We start from the raw sequence: 19,378 nt of genomic DNA, 5'->3' as shown, positions 1-19,378 counted from the left end.
CGGCTTCGGGCTCACCAGTCGTGGACGGTGCCGTCCTTGAGCCGGTTGTAGGGCAGGTAGGCCCGCTCGTACGGGTACTTCCCGGCCTCGTCGAGGTTCAGCTCGACGCCCAGGCCGGGCTGGTCGCCGGGGTGCAGCATCCCGTCACGCCAGGTGAAGGACTGCTCGAAGACCTGGTCGGTCTTCGGCCCGTGCTGCATGTACTCCTGGATGCCGAAGTTGTGGATCGCGAGCCCGAGATGCATCGCGGCGGCCATGCCCACCGGGGAGATGTCGGTGGGGCCGTGCATGCCGGATTTGATCTGGTACATCGCGGCGTACTCGAGCGTCTTCTTCAGCGCGGTGATGCCGCCCATGTGGGTCACCGCGCCGCGGACGTAGTCGATCAGCTGCTCCCGGATGAGGTCCTTGAAGTCCCACACCGTGTTGAACACCTCGCCGATCGCCAGCGGGGTGGTGGTGTGCTGACGCACCAGGCGCAGCGCCTCCTGGTTCTCGGCGGGCGTGCAGTCCTCGAGCCAGAACAGGTCGTACGGCTCGAGCGCCTTGCCGAGCCGCGCGGCCTGGATCGGCGTCATCCGGTGGTGCCCGTCGTGCAGCAGCGGGAGGTCGGGGCCGAACTCGTTGCGGACGGCCTCGAACACACCCGGCAGGTGCGTCAGGTACGCGCGCGTGTCCCAGTCCTCCTCGACGGGGCGGGCGCCGCGATGCGCCGGCTCGTAGTCGTAGCGTCCGCGGGAGTCCTCGGCCTCACTGTGCTGCGACGCGATGCCGTAGATCGCCTTCAGACCCGGCACACCGGTCTGCACCCGGATCGACCGGTACCCCAGCTCCAGGTGGGCGTGGATCGAGTCGAACAGCTCGGGCAGATCCTTCCCCGACGCGTGACCGTAAGCCATCAGGCCACGGCGGCTGGCTCCTCCCAGCAGCTGGTAGACCGGCATCCCCGCGGCCTTGCCCTTGATGTCCCACAGCGCCATGTCGACCGCCGCGATGGCGGCCATCGTCACGGGTCCGCGGCGCCAGTAGGCGGAGCGGTAGAGGAACTGCCACGTGTCCTCGATCCTCGACGCATCGGCGCCGATCAGCAGCGGCACGACATGGTCCCTGAGGTAGGCGACCACGGCGAGCTCGCGCCCGTTCAGCGTCGCGTCGCCCAGGCCGGTCAGGCCGTCGTCCGTGGTGAGCTTGAGTGTCACGAAGTTGCGTCCCGGGCTCGTGACGATGACGTCGGCTTTGTCGATGATCATGATGCGTGCTGCTCCGTTGTGAGGGTGTCGATGATGAGGTCGACCGGCTCCGCGCGCGGATTGCGCGCGAGGAGTCGGGCGATGGCGGCCGAGGCAGCGTCGGCGGGGTCGAAACGCACGAGGTGGTCGGCCCACGCGGCGATCGTCGCCCGCTGAGCAGCCCCGTGCCCGAGCCCCCGCTCTTCACGACGCCGCATCGGATCGAGGATCCGGACGGGGAGCTTGAGTGCGCCCATCTGCGCGATCTGCTGCAGTGAGTGGCGAATCCGGGGGTTGGCGAATCGCTCGCGCAGCGCGGCGAGTGCGGAGTCGATCTCCTCGTCGCCGAGCGAGAGGACGGCACGCTGCTCAGCCCAGAGCTGCTCGGTCATCGCGTTCAGCTCGTCGTCCGCGAACGCCTCGTCGATCGAGTCGAATCCCCGACCGGACCCGGCATATGCCAGGAGCGAGTGCGCCGCGTTGAGCAGCCACAGCTTTCTCTCTTCGTACGGCGTGGCATCTGCCACGAAGCGCGCGCCGGCCGTCTCCCATGCCGGACGACCCGCGGGAAAGTCGCCCGCGAGAATCCATTCGGAGAAGGGCTCGGTGACCACCGGCGCCTCGTCGAGCGCTCCCGTGAGCGCCAGCGCCGCAGTGCTGTCCGCAGCTGTGACGGATGGCGTGATCCGATCCACCATGGTGTCCACGAACGCCACGTTGGCGTCGATCCAGCCGGCGAGGTCGAGGTCGGCGAGGGCGTCGATGGCAGCGCGCATCGCCTGCCCGTTGCCCGGCAGGTTGTCGCAGCTGACGATCGACACGGGGCCGCCGTCCGCCGCTCGACGCGCCGCGAGCCCCTCGACCAGTCGGCGCGGCGGGGTCGAGCCCCGGGCATAGCCGGCCTCGGTGACCGTGAGGGTGACGACCGCGACATCGGGAGATGCGATCGTGCTCCTCCAGGCCGACACGTCGGCTCCGTCGTGAGCCTCGACGATCGATTCGACGATCTCCGCACGATCACCCTCGGCGCCGCGCTCGATGACGGTGTAGACGCAGTCCTGCGCCGCCAGAACCTGTGCCACCGCCGGCGACCGGCCGGTGAATGCCGCGATCCCCCACGGGTCGCCGGCGGCATGCGCCGTGTACCACGCCTGGTGCGCACGGTGGAAAGCTCCGAGCCCGAGGTGCGCGATCCGGACGGGCGCCTTCTCGACGGCGCGGCTGGAGATGCGGGGCCGGACGGTCTCCACACTCACAGCTTGAACACCCTCCGCGGCTGCGCATCCACGAGATCCACGATCGTCCGTTCGGCCTGGGGCTGGTCGATGCGGCCTTCCCCGACCAGTCGGGCGAGGAAGGCCGCATCCAGTCGCCGCGACATGTCGTGCCGGACGGGAATCGACATGAATGCGCGCGTGTCGTCGATGAACCCCGACCCGCGGGAGAAGCCCGCGGTCTCCGTGACCGCGGCCCGGAACCGGAGACCGGCGTCGGGGGCGTCGAGGAACCACCACGGCGCACCGATGAAGACCGCGGGGTAGTAGCCGGCGAGTGGAGCGATCTCGCGGGAGTAGGTCGTCTCGTCGACGCTGAAGAGCACGAGGTGGAAATCCGGGGTGTTGCCGAAGCGGTTGAGCAGCGGCCGCAGCGCGTTCACATACTCCGTGGCGACCGGGATGTCGTGCCCGGAATCGGGGCCGAACCTCGTGAACGTCTCGTGATCGTGGTTTCGGAACACACCCGGATGCACGGTCATGACGAGACCGTCGCGGGTGCTCATCCGCGCCATCTCGAACAGCATGTGTGCGGAGAAGACGCTCGCCTCGTCCGTCGTGATGGTGCCGGCATGTGCCTTCTCGAAGAGGCGCGCGGCATCGGAGGCATCCAGTTCGATCGCCCGGGGCTGCGCAACACCGTGGTCGGCGGAGACGGCACCGTGCTGGATGAAATAGGCACGCCGACCCTCGAGCGCGGACAGGTACCCGGCGTAGTCGGTGTCGCGGGTGCCGTTCCATTCCGACAGTCGCGAGACGCGCTGCGCCCAGCCCGGGGACGTGGGCGCAAGGTAGGCGTCCGGTCGAAACGTGGGAACCACGCGGCCGCCGAAGGCGGGATCCGCGGCGAGCATGGCGTGCGGGGCGAGATCGTCCATCGGGTCGTCCGTCGTCGCGAGAAGCTCGATGCCATATGTGCGGAAGAGCGCGCGGGGCCGGAACGATGGCTCGGCCAGACGCGCGCCGATCTCATCGAACACCGCATCCGCGTTGGCCGACGACGGATGCTCGCTGAGACCGAACTGCTCGGCGAGGATGGAGCGCAGCCAATATCCGGAGGCCGTCCCCGTGTAGAGGTCCCAGTTCTCGGAGAATGTTCGCCACACCTCGCGCGGGCGGGCGGCCATGCCGTCATGCGGCGAGACGCCGAGACGCTCGAGTCCGATCCCGGCCGAGTGCATCAGCCTCGTCACATAGTGGTCATCGCGGATGAGGAGATCGGCGGCGTTGTCGAAGGCGCGGTCCTCCACCAGGATGCGGGGATCGACATGACCGTGGGGGGAGATGATCGGCAGGTCCGCGACGCTCGCATGGAGGTCGCGCGCCCGGCTTCGGGTGGCGGGATCGACCGGGAAGAGGCGATCCCGGTCGGGTGCGAAAGTCATGGGATCCCATTGTGGTGATCCGGAGAAGCACTGTCAATCGATAATCGATTCGCGGCCCGCCTCGCCATCCATCTCGTCGACGAGCCACGCCGGACGTTTCGCTAGCGATAGTCGATTATCGGGTAGGGTAGCGAAATGCCCGACCTTGCCGCTCGACTGCCCGACCTCGACAAGGGCCTGCTGTCCGATCAGATCTACTCGTTGGTCAAGGGCATGATCCGGGATTCCACGCTTCGTCCGGGCGAGCAGCTCGTCGAATCCCAGCTGGCGCGACAGCTGAAGGTCAGCCAGTCCCCGGTGCGCGAGGCGCTGAAGCGCCTCACCCACGAAGGGCTCGTCCAACAGGTGCGCCATCACGGCAGCTTCGTCGCCGACTACTCGCGGGACGAAGCAGAGCAGGCCAAGGTCGCGAGGGTGACCCTCGAGGAGCTCGCGGGGCGGTGCGCTTGCGGTCGACTGGATTCTGCGACCCGTATGGCGCTCGAAACGCTCATCGACCGGATGGCGGAGTCTGCCGCGCGCAATGATGTGACAGCCTTCCGCGAGTTCGACTTCGAATTCCATCGCGCGGTCATCGTCGCGAGCGGCAACAGCCACCTCCCGCGGATGTGGGACATCATCGAGCCGAGCCTGCGGTCGCTCCACGTGCTGTCGGACCCCGACTATTCCGGCGACTGGAACACCGTCGCGGAGTCGCACCGCGATCTGCTGGAGGTTCTCGAAGGAGGCGTGCCCGAGCAGGCGGCCGACCTGTTCCGGCTCCACGCGACCGGAGGCCACGTGCGCGATCGCCGCCCGGACTCCGCAGCGACGGGCCGCGGCCGGCGCGGCGGCGCCGAGCGGTGAATCACTTCACGCAGACGATCGGAGTCAACGGCGCACGCCTCACGGGCTTCCTCTCCGACGCGGGTCGCGGCGCATCGACAGGTTCCGTGCTCGTCGTTCCCGGCGGCGGGTACATGACGCTGAGCCCGGGCGAAGCCGAGCCCGTGGCACTCGCCTACCTCGCCGAAGGGTTCCACGCGTTCGTCCTGCACTACAGCGTGGGTGCCGAGGCGACCTTCGCGCAGGCGCTCGAAGACGCCGAAGCGGCGGTCGCCGAGATCCGTCTCCATGCCGACGAGTGGGGAGTCGCGCCGCGCCGGCTCGCGATGATCGGATTCTCCGCGGGAGGCCACCTCGCAGCCTCGCTCGGGACGGTCGGAACGAACCGACCCGATGCGCTTCTTCTCGGGTACGCCATCACGACGGACATCACCCTGGGTGCGGGGCGCGAGTACCCTCCTGTCGTCCCGCACGTCGGCAACGGCAATCCGCCGACGTTCCTCTTCGCGACCGGCGAGGACGCCGTCGTTCCCGTCAGGCACACGCTGGCCTTCGCCGCCGCCCTCGACGAGGCGGGTGTGGAGTTCGAACTCCACGTCTTCCGGGACGGACCGCATGGCCTCGGGCTGGCGCGGCCACGGGAGGGCGCAACCGTCGCACCGCCGGCCTTCGCGGAGTGGTTCGGCTTGAGCGTTCGCTGGCTGCGGCGCCGGTGGTGCTGACCGGAGATCACGCCCCAGGATGCCGAGTATCGAGGCGGGGAAGCCCGAGAGGGCGTCCGGCCTGACAGGACCACCCCAGGTTCAGCCACGTAGCATGTTGCGGCCCCATTGCGACGCCACCTCCATGCGAGGGGCATCGTCGCGGCCTTCATCGCCGATCCAGACGTCGCCAGATTCGTCCCACCGATTATCGATAAGAGGCTTGCCAACGATTATCGATTATCGTAATCTAGCGATGCTCCTCACCAAGGGGATCCGAAACCACGGAAGGTTCAAAGATGATCACACGCCGTTTCACTGTGACGGCGGCCGCCGGCCTCGCCGCTGTCGGCCTCGTCCTCACAGGGTGCAGCTCTGCCGGCAGCGCCCCCGCCAGCAAGGCGCCGCAGGAGAAGGTCGAGCTCAGCATGCTCGTCAACATCACCCCCAACCTCACTCAGGCGTACTGGAACGCGCTCGTCGGACCGTTCGAGGCGGCGAACCCCAACATCTCCGTCAAGATCGTGATGCCGGTCAACGGGGTCGGAAAGACCCTCCCCACGCTGCTCGCCTCGGGCGATGTCCCCGACGTCGTCGAGACGCTCACACCGAACGCGACCCTGGCACCTGAACTCGTCGATCTCTCGAAGTACACGTGGGCGAAGAAGGGCCCGCTCGCCGACCAGTACAAGATGGACGGCAAGAACCTCGTCGCCGGCGTCGGCTTCCAGCTGCAGGGCACGATCTTCTACAACAAGAAGGCGTTCCAGGATGCCGGGATCACCGCGCCCCCCAAGACCATGGAGGAGTTCGAGGCGGACCTGAAGAAGCTGAAGGACGCCGGGTGGACCCCCATCCAGAGCGGCGGCGAGTGGATGAGCCAGCTCGCCCTGCAGTACACGGGCATCCCGACCGTCCTCGGCAAGGACCCCGACTGGTACAAGCACATCTCCTCCGGCGACAAGAAGTGGAGCGACACGTACAGCACCGCGGTCAAGCGATACGCGTCGTGGGTCAAGGACGGCTACATCCCCGCAGATGCCGTCGGCGTGAAGTACGCCGACGCTGAGGCGTCGTTCCTCGCCGGCAAGGCCGCGATGTACCCGATGGGCGCGTGGTTCTCCGCCGCCGAGGCGAAGGCGACCAGCAAGCCGGAGATCGGCGTGTTCGCGGCCCCGGCCGAGAGTGGTGTCAAGACTCCCGCGCAGATCGCCAACATGGCGAACCCGTACATCATCATGAAGGCGTCGAAGCACCAGGATGCCGCTGCGAAGCTGGTCGAGTACCTCGTCACCGACAAGGCCGCGGTGATCTCGCAGCTCCAGGCCGACGGCAACTTCCGCACGGGCTACGAGTACAAGACGACACCCCTGGGCGACGAGCTCCAGAAGATCATCGCCGACACCCCCGCCAAGGCGTTCACGCCGTCGGGCGACGGGTACGGCGAGCGCACGGTCGCTCCGGGATACAACGCGGAGCTGAACACCGAGGCGCAGGCCCTGATGACCGGAGAGTCGGCCGACGCGATGCTGAAGGCCATGGACGACTGGTTCGCCGCGCAGTAGACGACCTGCAGTGCCGGGGCGTGAGGTCCGCCTCGCGCCCCGGCATTCATGACAACCGACGAAACGAGAGGTCGACGATGACCGATGCATCCAAGATCCTGATCACCTGGAAGCGACGACTGCCCGGCTTCCTCATGACCGCTCCGGCAGTCGCCCTGTTCACGGCCATCTTCGTGATCCCGATGGGACTCGCGTTCGTGCTGAGCTTCACGAACTGGACCGGCTACAGCCTCAACTTCGACTTCATCGGCTTCGAGAACTACGCCCGCGCCTTCAAGAACCCGCGCAGCATCGACGGTGCCACCTTCACCCTGGCCATCGCCGTCATCGGCACGCTGGCCTGCAATGCCCTCGGACTCCTCACCGCCGCGCTCATCGCCGGCTCGGGCGCGCTCAACTCGACGGCGCGCATGGTCTTCTTCTTCCCCCACATCATCAGCGCCCTCATCATCGGCTTCCTGTGGTCTGCCCTCCTCGCACCGCATGGCGTCATGAACACCTTCCTGACCCGGGCCGGCCTCCCCGAGGTGCCGTTCCTCACCGAGGCCACTTTCGCCAAGGGCACGATCATCGCCACGATCGTGTGGGCGGGCTTCGGATTCAGCATGATCCTCTACATCGCCGGGCTGAAGTCGATCCCCGCCGAACTCTACGAGGCCGCGACGGTCGACGGCGCAGGCAAGTGGGCGCAGTTCCGCAACATCACGCTGCCCTTGCTCGCTCCGATCGTCACCGTGAACGTCGTTCTCAGTGTCGTCGGCCTGCTCAAGGTCTACGACATCGTCGTGTCCTTGACGGATGGCGGGCCGGCGGGGTCGACCCAGACCATCGTCTATCAGATCCTGAGCGACTCCTTCCAGAATGCCCGGCTCGGGTTCGGCGCGGCACAGTCCGTCATCCTGCTCGTCGTCACTGCAGCACTGGGCATCGCCGTCACGCTCGCTCGTCGCGGCGCCGAGAAGAAGGTGAGCGAGTGATGTCGATCCTCGAAGCAACCCCCTCCAAGCCCGTGGACGACGTCCTCGAGGTCTCTCGTGAACGCCGCGTGGGCGGCGCGAAGACGACCAGGATCCGCGTCCCGCTCGCGCCCCGCATCCTGAAATGGCTCTTCATCGCGGTGCTCGCGGTGATCATGCTCGTGCCGATGTACATCATGGTCATCAGCGCCTTCAAGTCCCAGGCGGACATCTTCGCCAACCCGCTCGGATTCTCCCCCGGCTCGTTCTCGTTGACCTACCTCGTGAAGGCGGCGACGAGCAAGGACTTCAACGTCCTCGGCGCGTACGGCATCACCGTGCTGTTCGTGCTCCTCGTCAACTTCTTCTGCATCGTGATCGCGTCGCCGGCGGCCTACGTGATCGCCCGCGGCAAGCGCAAGTGGCACCTCGCATTGCTGCTGTTCTTCGTCTCCGGGCTGTTCATCCCCGGTCAGGTCACGCTCATCCCGGTCGTCTACGTCCTCCGGGTGCTCGGCCTCATCGGCACGATCCCCGGATTCGTGCTGTTCGAGACCGCTCTGACGCTCCCGATCACGATCTTCCTGTTCACGGCGTACATCCGTTCGCTCCCCCGGGAGATCGACGAAGCCGCCGAGCTCGACGGGGCGGGCAAGATCCGGGCGTTCTGGTCGTGCATCTTCCCGATGATGAAGCCCGTGGTCGGCACGATCCTGGTGCTGAACTCCGTCAGCATCTGGAACGACTGGATCAATCCGCAGATCATCCTGGGACCGAGCTCCGGGATCCACACGGTGACGACCGGCGTCTTCGCCGCTGTCGGCCAGTACCAGACGGACTACACGACCGTCTTCCCCACCCTGCTCCTGGCCGTTGCGCCGGTGATGATCTTCTTCGTCATCATGCAGCGGCACATCATCGGCGGCCTGGTCGCCGGGGCGACGAAGGGCTGATCGATGCCCGGTCCCGTGCTCGTCGCCCCGATGCGCGAGATTCCCGCGTGGGCGGTGCTCCAGCGCCGCCTGTTCGACGAGATCGAGCGAGCCTGGCCGCGGTTCGTCGAGCTCTACTGCGAGTCCGATGGTCGACTCCGGTACAGCGGAGCCTTGCAGAGCCGCGACGGCGTCGACGACTTCTACGAGCCGTTCTTCAACTGGCCCGCCTTCTACGCCCTGGGCGGCGCAGGCGACATCCTCGATGCGGCCAAGCACCATTGGCGCGGCGTCACGGCGCAGCTCACCGAAGCCGGCATGCTCACGGACGAGTACGAGAACGGGTACGACTGGTTCCACCAGGGCGAGTCGCTCATCTTCTTCTACGCCCTCTGCGCGGCCGATCCCGACGACGCCGAGTTCCGGGACCGCGCACGCCGGTTCGCCGAGCTCTATCTGGATCCGGCGAACGGCAACTACGACCCAGACGCGAATGTGATCCTCGCGCCGCACAACGGCGCGCTCGGTGCGCTCGAGGGCGTCGGCGACGAATGGACCTCCTACTCCGCCGACCAGGAGAGCATGCGGCCGTACGGCCTGCCGATCCACGGCCTCGACGGCATCGACCGGTGGGACGATCTGGCAGACCCGGCCAAGGCCGATCTCATGGGCGCCGAGATGCGACGTCGCGCGCACGGCGACGTGGCGGTGAACCTCGCCGCGACGAGTCTCGTCGCCAATCACTGGCTCTACGACGGAGATCAGCGTGCGGCGGATTGGATCGAGCGGTACGTGGGCGGATGGCGCGGTCGCGCCGCCGCGAACGGCGGTCTGCTTCCCGACAACGCCGGGCCCGACGGACTGGTCGGGTCGCTGCAGGGCGGACGCTGGTACGGCGGCCACTACGGCTGGACCTGGCCCCACGGCCTCCCCTGCGTCGGCATGGCGGCGCTCATCGGCGGGATCAACGCCGCGATCGTCACCGGCGATCGGACGCACCTCGAACTCGCCCGTGCACCCCTCGACACGGTCATCGACCACGCGATCACGGCGACGGTCGCCGAGACCCCGATGAGCCTGCAGGCGAACTCGCTGAGCAGGCTGGGCGCGGATGCCTGGAACGAGGCGCAGCTCGTCCCCCACCGCTTCGGCGAGGACGGCTGGTTCGACTTCGGGCCGATGCCGATGGAGCTGCCGACGTGGCTGTGGTGGTTCTCGCGCGATGCCGCCGACCTCGACCGGCTGCGCCGCCTTCTGCCGGTCCAGTCCGAGTCGCCCACCGCTGTGCGCCCGTTCCGCGACAAGGCCGAGGGCGGTCACGACATGCCGTGGCTGAGCTACCTCGCCGGCGAGAACCCCGACTACCCCGAACGTGCGCTCTCCATGGCGCTCGGCCAGGTCGCTCGCCGCATCGCCCTCATGGAGACCGAGCATCCCGACCCGGCCACGGTGCACATCCACTTCTGGCAGCGCGTGCAGCCCGTCGTCACCGAGGTGCTCGGGCAGCTGATCTCGGGAGCGCCGCAGGTGCTCTACAACGGCGGACTTCCGCTCGTCGCCGTGAGCTACGAGGACGTCGAACGGGCCCGACCGGGACTGCCCAGAGACGTGGCCGCGCTGGTCACCTCGATCGACGGCGACGAGATCGCCGTCGAGCTCGTCAACCTCTCGAATCGCGAGCGGCGGCGGGTGCGGATCCGTCCGGGCAGGTTCGGCGAGCGCGACATCCGGTCCGTGCGATCGACCGGCGAAGCCGGATCCGATTTCCCCGGCAGCCCCGTCGCCTACACATCCGATCCGGGCGAGGTCGTCTCGCACGCGACCGACGTCGACGCCCCGTCGATCGTCGTCGACCTTCCCCCGGCCCATCGCGCGAAGCTCGTCCTGATCACCACAGAAGCCATCCGACAGCCCCGGCACCAGTCTGCCGCTCACCAACCAGCAACCGAGGGGACACCAACATGACCGATCAGCTGATCGCGCCTCACCGCGCCGTCGATCTTCCGATCCGCGGCGGCGAGTGGAGCCGTCCGGATGCCGACGAACTCGAGGCGATGCAGGAGATCGGGTCGGCGACGGCGTGCTCGAAGCTCCACGCCCTCGGCGTCCGGCGAACGTTCGTGGAAGGCCCGCGGCCGCTGGTTCCGGGCCAGAAGGTGGTGGGATCCGCGCTCACGCTGCAGTTCATGCCGCAGCGCGAGGACCTCGCGTCGGGGCTGTCGCAGGAGTACGTCGAGCGTCACACGGCCCTCTGGGCCGTGATGGAGACCGTGCAGCCCGGTGACGTACTCGTCATCCAGGCGTACGGCAGCGCCTTCTCCGGATGCATCGGCGACATCCTCGCCCGATACTTCCAGCGCAAGGGCGGCGCAGGCATCGTCGTCGATGGCCGTATCCGCGACGCCGGCCGCATCCGCGAACTGGGCATCCCGGTCTGGTGCACCGGCGCCACCCCCCACTACGCCTCGCAGTCCGAGCTGTTCCCGTGGGCCTACGACGTGCCGGTCGCCGTCGGCGGCGTGCTGTGCATGCCGGGTGACTTCGTCGTGGCCGACGACGACGGCCCGGTCGTCGTACCGCAGGCGCTGGCGCCGCAGGTGCGCGACGCCGCCAAGGACCACCAGGATTGGGAGGTCTTCAGCCGCGAGCGCCTCGATGCCGGCGCCCGGCTCAGCGACTACTATCCGCTGACGCCGGCGAGCCGCGAGGAGTACGAGGCATGGCGCTCGACCACGTCCTTGCCCCGCTGAGCCGAATCGATCGCACGCTGGCCGGCGTCGGCCTGGGCTGTGCGCCGATCGGCGATCTGTTCACGAGTGTCACCGAGGCGGACGCCGGCGCGACAGTCGCACAGGCACTGGCTTCGGGCATCCGGTTCTTCGACACCGCACCGCACTACGGCGCCGGCCTGAGCGAGCGCCGACTCGGCGCTGCCCTGCGCGATGTCGAGCGGGACACGGTCTCGATCGCGACGAAGGTCGGACGGCAGATCCTCGATGCGCGCGGCGAGGTCGTCCCGAGCGGCGGCGTCGGAGTTCGCACCGCGAAGGACCTCAGTGCGGACGGAGTGCTGCGCAGTCTCGAATCGAGCCTTGCCCGGCTCGAGGTCGATCGCATCGATGTGCTGTATCTGCACGACCCGGAGGATGTCGACCTCGCGCTCCGGGAGGCGATCCCCGCGATGGTGCGGCTGCGCGACGAGGGTGTCGTCAGGGCGATCGGCGTCGGCATGAACTTCTCGGAGCCGCTCGCGCGGTTCGCCGCCGAAGCCGATGTCGACCTCGTCATGGTCGCCGGACGCTACACGCTGCTCGACCGGTCTGCCGAGCGAGACCTGCTCCCCACGGCGGCCGGGAACGACGTCGCAGTGATCGCCGCAGGCGTGTTCAACACGGGGATCCTCGCCGACCCCCGTGATGACGCGATGTACGACTATCGGCCGGCGACAGCCGCAGAGCTGGCTCGGGCACGCGCCCTCCAACGACGCTGCATCGAGCACGGGGTCCGACTTTCGGCAGCCGCCATCCGCTTCCCGCTGCGGCATCCCACCGTCGCCGGCGTGGTCGTCGGAGCCCGGACCGCCGACGAGGTGCGTCAGTTCGCTGCGGATGCCGAGGCGACGATACCGCTCGCGCTCTGGACGGAATTGGATGCCTGAACCGGCCGACGCGATCCTCGACGCGCACGTCCACCTGTGGGATACCAGCCGCTTCGAGCTGGAGTGGCTCGCGAAGGTCCCGCCTCTCGCGCAGCGCTATCGCGTGGGCGACCTCACGGCGGCGATCGCCGGGCTGCCGGTGACGGGCGCCGTCGCGGTTCAGGCGGGCGACACCGCAGCGGAGGCGGAGTGGCTGCTCGACGTCGCCGCGCGGTCCGACGTCATCCCGTCTCGCGTGGTGCTGCAGTACGCGCCGGCCGCCGGCGCATGGCTGGGGGCGGTGCAGCCGGTCATCAACCGCGCCGGCACGCTGCCCGCCGGCGTGCGTCTTCCCCTTCAGCGCCGCCCCGCGGACTGGACTGACCTCGAGGGCCTCGGCGCTCTGCTGAGCCGACTCGAAGAGCACGGCATCGTTCTGGAGCTGCTGCTCCGGCCCGATCAGCTCGCGGTCGTCCGCGATCTCGCGGCGGAGCATCCGCGGCTGCAGATCGTGCTGTGCCACCTCGGACTCGGCTCGCACGAACCGACCGCGTCATGGCGGGCAGCCCTGGCCGAGCTGGGGGGAAGCCCCACCGTCTCGGCGAAGATCTCCGGCCTGTTCGCCCGTTCCGGGACGCTGTCGGATGCCGATGCGGCTGTCCGCAGCGCCGTCGCAGCGGCGATCGAGACACTCGGACCTCATCGCCTCATGTTCGGCAGTGACTGGCCGATGTCGACCCTCGCCGGCGATTATGCGGCGATCGTCGAGCGCACCGCACGCGCGTTGCCCGACCTGACCGCGGACGAGTCACGGTCCGTCTGGGGTCGCACCGCCGATCGACTCTACGGCTCGACGGCTCCCCGCTGACTCAACGGTCGGATTCCCCCGAATCCGAACCCGCCTCGTCGGACCGCAGCTGCTCGATGTAGCGGTTGATGGTGGGCCCCATGGGCCTGTCCGGCGCGCTGCCCATGCCGAGAGCGTGTGCGGTGAAGAGGTCCTCGGCGGCGGTGGGGTCGTCGCCCTCCAAAGCATCGAGGAGCGCGCGGTGCATGTCGGCCACGACGTGCCAGTCGCCGTCGAACGCGGGGTCGGACAGCACGTGCATCGATCGCAGGCTCGGCTCGACGATGTCCCACATCCTCGGGAGATAGGGGTTTCCGCACGCGACGACGACCGTCTTGTGGAACTCGAAGTCGAGTTCCCGGAACGCGGCGATGTCGCTCGCGTCAGCAGCGGCGTGCATCTGGCCGATGATCGACAGGAGCAGGTCTCTTGTGGTCGCGTCGATGCGACCCTGCGCGAGCCGCGCGGCCAGCCCTTCGAGCGCCACGCGCGCGATGCGAGCGTGCTCGGCCTCGCGCTTGGAGAACTCGGTGACGAAGCTGCCGTGGTGCCGGACGTGCGTGACGAGGCCGTCATGGGTCAGTCGTTTCAGCGCCTCGCGGACGGGTGCCTGGCTCACGCTCAGTCGCCGGGCCAGCTGGGATTCGACGATCTGCTCGCCCGGCTTCAGCGTCGAGTCCTTGATCATCGCCTTGACGAGCTCGTAGATGCGGTCCGACAGCAGGCCGCGATCGAGGTCGAGAGGCATTTCATCGGCACCAGCCACGCGGCGATTCTATCGGCTATCGAGAATCGCTCTCGTGCTCGGCGGTGTCCACCTCTTCGCGCGTCGGCCAGTCGAGGTCCCAGATCAGGCGGCCCAGCGGCCTTTCGACCGCGGGCGAAGCCCCTTCCACCAGGAACGGCCTCACCTGCTCCCGCCACCAGGCCGTTGTCGCCACGTCCTCGGGGCTCGGCGGCGCAGGTGCACGGTCATCCTTCGTGACGCAGTGGGTGAGCACGTCGTCACGAAGATAGATCTGCCACGCCACGACGCCGCCGCGCCGGAGCTGCTCGTCGATCCGGCGCGGAACCGCCCGATGGAAGGCCTCGTACTCGACCGCCGCTCCAGGAACCAGCTGAGTGCAGCTCTCCGTGTAGATCACAGATCCGGTCATCGTCCGCGCCCCGCCATCTGCTCGACGCCCCTCAGGAGGGCGGTGTGGTCCAGCGCACCGTCACCCCGCGCCAGTGAAGACTCCATCAGCTGACTCACGAGGGCCCCGACCGGAAGCGGGACACGGACTCGTCGCGCCGCGTCGAGCAGGATGCCGAGGTCCTTGTGGTGCAGCTCCACCCGGAAGCCGGGTCGGAAGTCGTGAGCGAGCATCGACGCCGACTTCCGGTCGAGGATGCGGTTTCCTGCGAGGCCTCCCGCGAGCACCTGCACCGCGGGCTCGAGATCGACCGCGGATGCGTCGAGAAAGGTGAGCGCCTCGGCGACAGCCTGGATCGTGGCGGCGACCAGCAGCTGATTCGCCGCCTTGACCGTCTGACCGGCGCCGTGGCCGCCGACATGCACGACGGTCTGGCCCATCGCCTCGAGCAGTCCCCGGCGCTGTTCGACGACGTCGGCTTCGCCGCCGACCATGATCGACAGCGATCCCTCGATCGCGCCCGCCTCCCCTCCGCTCACGGGAGCGTCCAGTGCGCTGACGCGTTGCGCGGCGGCGGCCTGGGCCACCTCGACGGCGAGCGTCGGCGTCACCGTGCTCATGTCGATGACGGTCGAGCCCTCGGGGAGGCGACCTACGATCCCATCGGGCCCGAGCAGCACAGCTCTGACGTCCGGGGAGTCGGGGAGCACCGTGATGATCACGTCGGCGTCCTCGACCTCGGAATCCAGGACGCCTCCGGCGATTCCACCTGCTGCGACCAATGCGGCGACCTTCGCGTCGCTGCGATTGAAGCCGTGGACGTCATATCCGGCCTTGACCAGGTTGACCGCCATGGGCAGCCCCATGGTGCCCAGTCCGATGAACACGATCTTCACAGTCCCACCTCCGCCTCGGCGTGACGCGATGAGAGCGAGCGCGTCATCACGGCGTCGACCGCCGTCCGCGCTCGCCCGGCGAGTGCGGCGAGATCACCGTCGGGGCTGAGCGCATCGCGGAGCAGATCCCGGCTGAGGCCCACCACGGCGGCCCCCGCATCGACATACCCGACGATGTCATCCACTTTCACTCCGCCCGTGACGAAGATCCGCGCGTCCGGCATGGGCGCCAGAAGCTCGACGAGGTAGGCGATGCCGCCCACCGGGCCCACCGGTGAGAGCTTGACGACCGCAGCGCCGGCCGCCCGGCACAGGGCGACTTCCGTCGGCGTCAGTGCGCCGGGAATGTAATCCACGCCCAGTGCGTCGGCGGCATCCCGCAGTTCGACCGAGGCGAACTGGCTCACGACGAATTGGGCCCCGGCGTCGTGGGCCGCCAGCAGGTCGCTCGACGATCTGAGCGAGCCCGCCCCGACAAGCAGATCGGACGGCATCGACGACCGAAGCTCCTGGATGCACTCGACCGCGCCCGCAGTGGTGAGGGTGATCTCCACCGCCCGCATTCCGCAGTGGTAGAGCACCTCGACGACCGGGAGGAAGCGAGCCGGGTCGGGCGCCCGGAGAATCGCGACCAGCGGCACATCGCCGAGTCGTTCGCCGATATCCGTCATGTGGTTCTCCTCAGTGCGTTCGTTCGCGGATGGCCGCGCGTGCGGCGATGGCCGTCGCGATCCGGTCCGCCGACGCGAGACCGAAGTGATAAAGGTGCAGGGATCCGGCCCCGGCGGCGATGAGCTCCTCCCAGAACATCGCGAGCGCCTCCGCTGACTCCGTGCCGAGGGCGCTCACGTACGCGGCGACCTCGCGGTGGCTCTGCGACAGTCGGCGGACCCGTTCGACCGCGACCGCGCCGGGACTCCACGCGGGTGCGACGACGGCTGCGACACCGGCCGCGACATCATCGTCGGTGCCGATCGGCCCGCACGGGCCCGTCGCCCACGGGTCATCGTCGACATGCAGTTCGACGCGTGCCGCACCCGCGTCATGCGCGGCCGGAAGGATGGCGGACAGCATCCGGCGCCTCGAGCGGGTGCGGGCGGCCAGCACGACTGCTCCCCATTCGTCGCGGACGGACTGCGCACGAGCGCTTCCGACCGAGGCTCGCACGGCCGCGCGCAGCGCGTCGACATCGGCTCCTTGTGCGAGATGGAGCCGCCGGCACGCGATGCAGAAGCAGATCGAGAGAAGCTGGAGATCGGCGGCCGTCCAGCCGGCGGTGGATGTCTTGTCGTGTTGGGACACGTGCGCCACGCCGAGCTGACTCCAGGCCTCGACCACGATCGACGAGAGCTCACCCGCGTCGACGGTCTCGCGGACCACCGTCGACGCGTACTCGATGACCGCGTCGTGGGACGGGCACAGCGCGTACGCGTACACGTCTCCGAACGCGTTGACGACGCGGAACTCGTCGGATGCGCTCTCACTGTCGACGTGCGTGAGAGCGAGCCAGCCGGCGACGTCCATCCCGGCCTCGGCGATCGAACGACGCGCCCGTGCGAACGCGCCCTCGGTCACCCAGCCGCCCGGGGCACGCGGCGCGATCGGCAGTGCCGCGAACGCCTCGCGCCGGAACGGCGCGTAGATCGCAGACCAGCGCGCATCGACGACCTTGTGCCGTGGATGCCGCGGCGTCGCGGCTCGCACGGAGTGATAGGCGGCGGCCAGCACGACGCGATCGGCATCCATCGAGGTGAGCACATCGAGCGCCGCCGGATCGCCCGTGACGTCCCAGGGGTAGGCGTAGACGCTCAGCGCGCCCGCGCCGCTAGAACCGTGGTCTGACATCGACGAAGTCGGGTTGCGCGGCCTGCATGTAGGCCTCGTCGTCGCGGTGCGTCCGGCCCGAGGCTGTGTAGAGCGCGTGGAGCTCGCCCAGTCTGCCCTCGTCCAGCTCCACCCCGAGACCGGGACCGGTAGGCACGCGCACCGCTCCGTCACGGATCTCGATCGCGCCCGGCTCGAGGATGTCGTGCTCGCCGTTCCAGGGGTAGTGCGTGTCGCACGCGTAGTCGATGCGGGGCATCGCCGCTGCGACGTGCGTCATCGCGGCGAGCGAGATCCCCAGGTGCGAGTTGGAGTGCATCGAGAGGCCCAGACCGAATGTCTCGCAGATGACCCCCAGCTCACGGGTTCGGCGCAGGCCGCCCCAGAAGTGGTGATCGGACAGGATGATCTGCACGGCGTCGGTGCGCACCGCCTCGGCGATCTGGTCGAAGCCGACCACGCACATGTTCGTCGCGAGGGGGATGCCGGCATCCTGGGCGACAGCCGACATGCCGGCCATGCCCATCGTGGGGTCTTCGAGGTACTGGAGTGTGCCGCGCAGCCGCTCGGCGATCGCGACCGAGGTCTCGACGGACCACACGCCGTTCGGGTCCATCCGAAGGGGTGTGCCGGGAAATGCTTCGGCGAGCGCCTCGATCGCCGCGGCCTCTTCGTCGGGGTGGAACACGCCGGCCTTGAGCTTGAGCGAACGGAAGCCGAACTCGTCGATCATGGTGCGAGCCTGGTCGACGATTCCGGCGGGGTCGAGAGCTGCTCCCCAGCGATCCGGCGCGGCAGCTGTCCCGAGGTGGCGGTCCCACTTGTAGAACAGGTACCCGCTGAAGTCGACGCTGTCGCGGACCGCGCCGCCGAGGAGCGTGCTGACGGGAACGCCCAGGATCTTTCCCTGCGCATCGTGGCACGCGACCTCGATGGGCGCGAACACGATGGTCTGCAGGCGCGTGTCCGCTCCCTGATCGCGGGCGGAGATGGAGCGACCGACCGCCGCCTCGACCGCGGCGAGATCGAACACATTCTGTCCGACCAGCTCATCCCGCGCGCACGTCATCGCCTCGACGACATCCCGCTCGCCCCAGCCCTCGCCCAAGCCCACCACCCCGCCGGCCACGACGAGCTGCACGACGCTGCGCAGCGCCAGCGGCTCGTGCACCCCCGCCGCATTGAGCAAGGGCGGATCGGGGAACGCGATCGGAGTGACGATCAGATCCTGGATGATCACGAGATTCCTTTCGTCGCATCGTCGGAGTCGCAGACCGCATCTCCACGAAAGAGTCTCCGTGGGCGAACCTACTCGTCTATTATCGATTATCGCAACCCGGTTACGCTGATCGGGCTGTTCCAAGGAGCGGCATGTCCTCGTCGATCGTCCTCACCGGTGCTGCAGGCAGCGTCGGCACGCGTCTCCGTCCGCTTCTGCGCACCGAAGGCCGCCGGCTCACGCTCGTGGACATCGTCCCCGCCCTCGGTGCGGGACCATCCGAGCGGACCGTCACGACGTCGGTCACCGACCTCGACGGGCTGACCGCTGCCGTCGCGGGAGCCGACACCATCGTGCACCTGGCCGGATACGCCTCGGAGATGCCATGGGAAGACATCATGTGCGTGAACATCGACGGCGGCCGCGTCGTCCTGGAGGCGGCCCGGCGAGCCGGCGTCCCGCGCGTTCTCCTCGCGAGCTCGATTCACGCGGTGGGGTTCCACACGCCGCGATCCATGGAGGGGATGCGGCTGCCGTCGGCCCGACCCGACACGTACTACGGGGTGGGCAAGGTGGTGCTCGAGGCGCTCGGACAGCTCTATGCAGATCGCTTCGGCATGTCCGTCGTCGCCGCGCGACTCGGGACGGTGGAGCCCGAGCCCAGCAGCATCCGCTCGTTGTCGACCTGGCTGTCGATCGCAGACCTCGCCCGTCTGGTGGAAGCCGTGAATCGGCTCGAGCAACCCGGGTTCCACACGGTGTGGGGACTCTCGGCGAACCAGCGCGGCTTCGCCGACCTCTCGGCCGGTGCCGAGATCGGCTTCGTGCCACTCGACGATGCAGAGGTCTACGCGTCTCGCGTCGTGTCGGATCCGCCGTTCGGCGTCGACGAGCCGCTCGGGTCCGGATGGGTGCACCATCCGCTCGGAACACCTGGATGGTCGTAGGACTC

Annotated in this window: 19 protein-coding genes; 10 read left to right on the top strand and 9 right to left on the bottom strand. The window is 68.5% G+C overall.

The annotated features are described in order from the left end of the window. Positions 1 to 11 precede the first annotated feature (11 nt). The 3 genes from manD to uxaC are packed head-to-tail and all read right to left on the bottom strand — an operon-like array spanning position 12 to position 3,888. Positions 12 to 1,250 carry a D-mannonate dehydratase ManD gene (gene manD, locus SM116_RS02030; RefSeq protein ID WP_320942802.1) on the bottom strand — a complete coding sequence of 413 codons (1,239 nt, stop codon included), beginning with the start codon at positions 1,248 to 1,250 and terminating at the stop codon, positions 12 to 14. Continuing rightward, positions 1,247 to 2,485, bottom strand: a complete 1,239-nt coding sequence (locus SM116_RS02025) for a mannitol dehydrogenase family protein (RefSeq protein ID WP_320942801.1) — start codon at positions 2,483 to 2,485, stop codon at positions 1,247 to 1,249. Before SM116_RS02025 ends, manD begins: the two co-directional genes overlap by 4 nt. Then, positions 2,482 to 3,888 carry a glucuronate isomerase gene (gene uxaC, locus SM116_RS02020; RefSeq protein ID WP_320942800.1) on the bottom strand — a complete coding sequence of 469 codons (1,407 nt, stop codon included), beginning with the start codon at positions 3,886 to 3,888 and terminating at the stop codon, positions 2,482 to 2,484. The genes SM116_RS02025 and uxaC overlap by 4 nt, the downstream gene beginning before the upstream one ends. A 135-nt stretch (positions 3,889 to 4,023) precedes the next feature. Between uxaC and SM116_RS02015 the strand changes: the two genes are divergently transcribed. The 9 genes from SM116_RS02015 (at position 4,024) to SM116_RS01975 (ending at position 13,372) form a co-directional block, all read left to right on the top strand. Then, positions 4,024 to 4,734, top strand: coding sequence for a GntR family transcriptional regulator (locus tag SM116_RS02015; protein WP_320942799.1), 711 nt, complete (start codon positions 4,024 to 4,026; stop codon positions 4,732 to 4,734). After that, entirely contained in the window at positions 4,731 to 5,435 is a 705-nt protein-coding gene (locus tag SM116_RS02010; protein ID WP_320942798.1) for an alpha/beta hydrolase, read from the top strand. The genes SM116_RS02015 and SM116_RS02010 overlap by 4 nt, the downstream gene beginning before the upstream one ends. 278 nt (positions 5,436 to 5,713) lie before the next feature. Beyond that, a complete protein-coding gene (locus tag SM116_RS02005) occupies positions 5,714 to 6,979 on the top strand; it encodes an ABC transporter substrate-binding protein (protein ID WP_320942797.1) in 1,266 nt (421 codons plus the stop codon). Positions 6,980 to 7,056: 77 nt separating this feature from the next. Beyond that, on the top strand, positions 7,057 to 7,956 hold the full coding sequence (locus tag SM116_RS02000) for a carbohydrate ABC transporter permease (RefSeq protein ID WP_320942796.1): 900 nt from the start codon (positions 7,057 to 7,059) through the stop codon (positions 7,954 to 7,956). Beyond that, positions 7,956 to 8,888, top strand: coding sequence for a carbohydrate ABC transporter permease (locus tag SM116_RS01995; RefSeq protein WP_320942795.1), 933 nt, complete (start codon positions 7,956 to 7,958; stop codon positions 8,886 to 8,888). Before SM116_RS02000 ends, SM116_RS01995 begins: the two co-directional genes overlap by 1 nt. Positions 8,889 to 8,891: 3 nt before the next feature. Then, positions 8,892 to 10,832, top strand: coding sequence for a DUF8034 domain-containing protein (locus tag SM116_RS01990; RefSeq protein WP_320942794.1), 1,941 nt, complete (start codon positions 8,892 to 8,894; stop codon positions 10,830 to 10,832). Then, on the top strand, positions 10,829 to 11,617 hold the full coding sequence (locus SM116_RS01985; RefSeq protein WP_320942793.1) for an RraA family protein: 789 nt from the start codon (positions 10,829 to 10,831) through the stop codon (positions 11,615 to 11,617). Before SM116_RS01990 ends, SM116_RS01985 begins: the two co-directional genes overlap by 4 nt. Beyond that, positions 11,587 to 12,525 (top strand): aldo/keto reductase, encoded by a 939-nt coding sequence (locus SM116_RS01980; RefSeq protein ID WP_320942792.1) that lies wholly within the window; start codon positions 11,587 to 11,589, stop codon positions 12,523 to 12,525. Before SM116_RS01985 ends, SM116_RS01980 begins: the two co-directional genes overlap by 31 nt. Next, positions 12,518 to 13,372, top strand: a complete 855-nt coding sequence (locus tag SM116_RS01975) for an amidohydrolase family protein (protein ID WP_320942791.1) — start codon at positions 12,518 to 12,520, stop codon at positions 13,370 to 13,372. The genes SM116_RS01980 and SM116_RS01975 overlap by 8 nt, the downstream gene beginning before the upstream one ends. 1 nt (position 13,373) lies before the next feature. On the opposite strand, the gene SM116_RS01970 is transcribed toward SM116_RS01975, so the two are convergent. The 6 genes from SM116_RS01970 to SM116_RS01945 are packed head-to-tail and all read right to left on the bottom strand — an operon-like array spanning position 13,374 to position 18,447. Further along, positions 13,374 to 14,117 carry a GntR family transcriptional regulator gene (locus tag SM116_RS01970; protein WP_320942790.1) on the bottom strand — a complete coding sequence of 248 codons (744 nt, stop codon included), beginning with the start codon at positions 14,115 to 14,117 and terminating at the stop codon, positions 13,374 to 13,376. A 16-nt stretch (positions 14,118 to 14,133) separates the two neighbouring features. After that, the gene (locus SM116_RS01965) at positions 14,134 to 14,508 is read right to left on the bottom strand and encodes an L-rhamnose mutarotase (RefSeq protein ID WP_320942789.1); all 375 of its coding nucleotides are present in this window, start codon (positions 14,506 to 14,508) and stop codon (positions 14,134 to 14,136) included. Then, positions 14,505 to 15,383, bottom strand: coding sequence for a 2-hydroxy-3-oxopropionate reductase (locus tag SM116_RS01960; RefSeq protein WP_320942788.1), 879 nt, complete (start codon positions 15,381 to 15,383; stop codon positions 14,505 to 14,507). The genes SM116_RS01965 and SM116_RS01960 overlap by 4 nt, the downstream gene beginning before the upstream one ends. Continuing rightward, positions 15,380 to 16,054 carry a bifunctional 4-hydroxy-2-oxoglutarate aldolase/2-dehydro-3-deoxy-phosphogluconate aldolase gene (locus tag SM116_RS01955; RefSeq protein ID WP_320942787.1) on the bottom strand — a complete coding sequence of 225 codons (675 nt, stop codon included), beginning with the start codon at positions 16,052 to 16,054 and terminating at the stop codon, positions 15,380 to 15,382. The genes SM116_RS01960 and SM116_RS01955 overlap by 4 nt, the downstream gene beginning before the upstream one ends. 10 nt (positions 16,055 to 16,064) lie before the next feature. Continuing rightward, on the bottom strand, positions 16,065 to 17,228 hold the full coding sequence (locus SM116_RS01950; protein ID WP_320942786.1) for a hypothetical protein: 1,164 nt from the start codon (positions 17,226 to 17,228) through the stop codon (positions 16,065 to 16,067). Then, positions 17,209 to 18,447, bottom strand: coding sequence for an enolase C-terminal domain-like protein (locus tag SM116_RS01945; protein WP_320942785.1), 1,239 nt, complete (start codon positions 18,445 to 18,447; stop codon positions 17,209 to 17,211). Before SM116_RS01945 ends, SM116_RS01950 begins: the two co-directional genes overlap by 20 nt. Before the next feature lie 131 nt (positions 18,448 to 18,578). On the opposite strand from SM116_RS01945, the gene SM116_RS01940 reads away from it, so the two are divergent. Continuing rightward, positions 18,579 to 19,373, top strand: coding sequence for an NAD-dependent epimerase/dehydratase family protein (locus tag SM116_RS01940; RefSeq protein ID WP_320942784.1), 795 nt, complete (start codon positions 18,579 to 18,581; stop codon positions 19,371 to 19,373). Positions 19,374 to 19,378: the final 5 nt, after the last annotated feature.

The organism is Microbacterium rhizosphaerae (genome assembly GCF_034120055.1).
Classification (GTDB): Bacteria; Actinomycetota; Actinomycetes; order Actinomycetales; family Microbacteriaceae; genus Microbacterium; species Microbacterium rhizosphaerae.
Note: the sequence above shows the minus strand (reverse complement) of the source record. Positions and strands in the feature narration are given on the sequence as shown.

Excerpts from the sequence above, each read along its gene's own strand:
- manD (WP_320942802.1), bottom strand. The coding sequence starts at position 1,250 with ATGATCATCGACAAAGCCGACGTCATCGTCACGAGCCCGGGACGCAAC.
- uxaC (WP_320942800.1), bottom strand. The coding sequence starts at position 3,888 with ATGACTTTCGCACCCGACCGGGATCGCCTCTTCCCGGTCGATCCCGCC.
- SM116_RS02015 (WP_320942799.1), top strand. The coding sequence starts at position 4,024 with ATGCCCGACCTTGCCGCTCGACTGCCCGACCTCGACAAGGGCCTGCTG.
- SM116_RS02005 (WP_320942797.1), top strand. The coding sequence starts at position 5,714 with ATGATCACACGCCGTTTCACTGTGACGGCGGCCGCCGGCCTCGCCGCT.
- SM116_RS02000 (WP_320942796.1), top strand. The coding sequence starts at position 7,057 with ATGACCGATGCATCCAAGATCCTGATCACCTGGAAGCGACGACTGCCC.
- SM116_RS01995 (WP_320942795.1), top strand. The coding sequence starts at position 7,956 with ATGTCGATCCTCGAAGCAACCCCCTCCAAGCCCGTGGACGACGTCCTC.
- SM116_RS01990 (WP_320942794.1), top strand. The coding sequence starts at position 8,892 with ATGCCCGGTCCCGTGCTCGTCGCCCCGATGCGCGAGATTCCCGCGTGG.
- SM116_RS01985 (WP_320942793.1), top strand. The coding sequence starts at position 10,829 with ATGACCGATCAGCTGATCGCGCCTCACCGCGCCGTCGATCTTCCGATC.
- SM116_RS01980 (WP_320942792.1), top strand. The coding sequence starts at position 11,587 with ATGGCGCTCGACCACGTCCTTGCCCCGCTGAGCCGAATCGATCGCACG.
- SM116_RS01975 (WP_320942791.1), top strand. The coding sequence starts at position 12,518 with ATGCCTGAACCGGCCGACGCGATCCTCGACGCGCACGTCCACCTGTGG.
- SM116_RS01965 (WP_320942789.1), bottom strand. The coding sequence starts at position 14,508 with ATGACCGGATCTGTGATCTACACGGAGAGCTGCACTCAGCTGGTTCCT.
- SM116_RS01955 (WP_320942787.1), bottom strand. The coding sequence starts at position 16,054 with ATGACGGATATCGGCGAACGACTCGGCGATGTGCCGCTGGTCGCGATT.
- SM116_RS01950 (WP_320942786.1), bottom strand. The coding sequence starts at position 17,228 with ATGTCAGACCACGGTTCTAGCGGCGCGGGCGCGCTGAGCGTCTACGCC.
- SM116_RS01940 (WP_320942784.1), top strand. The coding sequence starts at position 18,579 with ATGTCCTCGTCGATCGTCCTCACCGGTGCTGCAGGCAGCGTCGGCACG.